Origin of the sequence: Nocardioides sp., from assembly GCF_024509035.1 — a bacterium.
Classification (GTDB): domain Bacteria; phylum Actinomycetota; class Actinomycetes; order Propionibacteriales; family Nocardioidaceae; genus Nocardioides.
The window spans coordinates 1-278 of the sequence record NZ_JANINT010000303.1; the positions used below are offsets into that span (position 1 = coordinate 1).

The following is a 278-nucleotide window of genomic DNA, read 5'->3' on the forward strand; positions in this document are numbered from 1 at the left end:
GGGACCGCCGCGGCTTCCGCACTGTCTACACCGGTCCGGCGCACCCGTACGGCGAGGGCCTGTGGCCGATCCCGGCGCTCGGCATCGGCTACGGCGAGACCAAGATCATCGAGGCCTACGACCTGGTGAAGTGCATCGTCGAGGGCACCGAGGCGGACCCGAACTTCCACGACGGGTGGCGGATCTCGCTCATCGCGGACGCGATCCTCGCGTCGTCGGAGTCCGGGAACTGGGTCACGATCGATGGGTGATGGCCTGCGTTCGGGCATCATCGGGGC

At 68.7% G+C, this 278-nt stretch carries 1 pseudogene; it reads left to right on the plus strand.

Annotated elements, in window-relative coordinates:
• Nucleotides 1-251, plus strand: a pseudogene (locus Q0L15_RS19600) (gfo/Idh/MocA family oxidoreductase); the annotation flags it as partial.
• Nucleotides 252-278 lie beyond the last annotated feature (27 nt).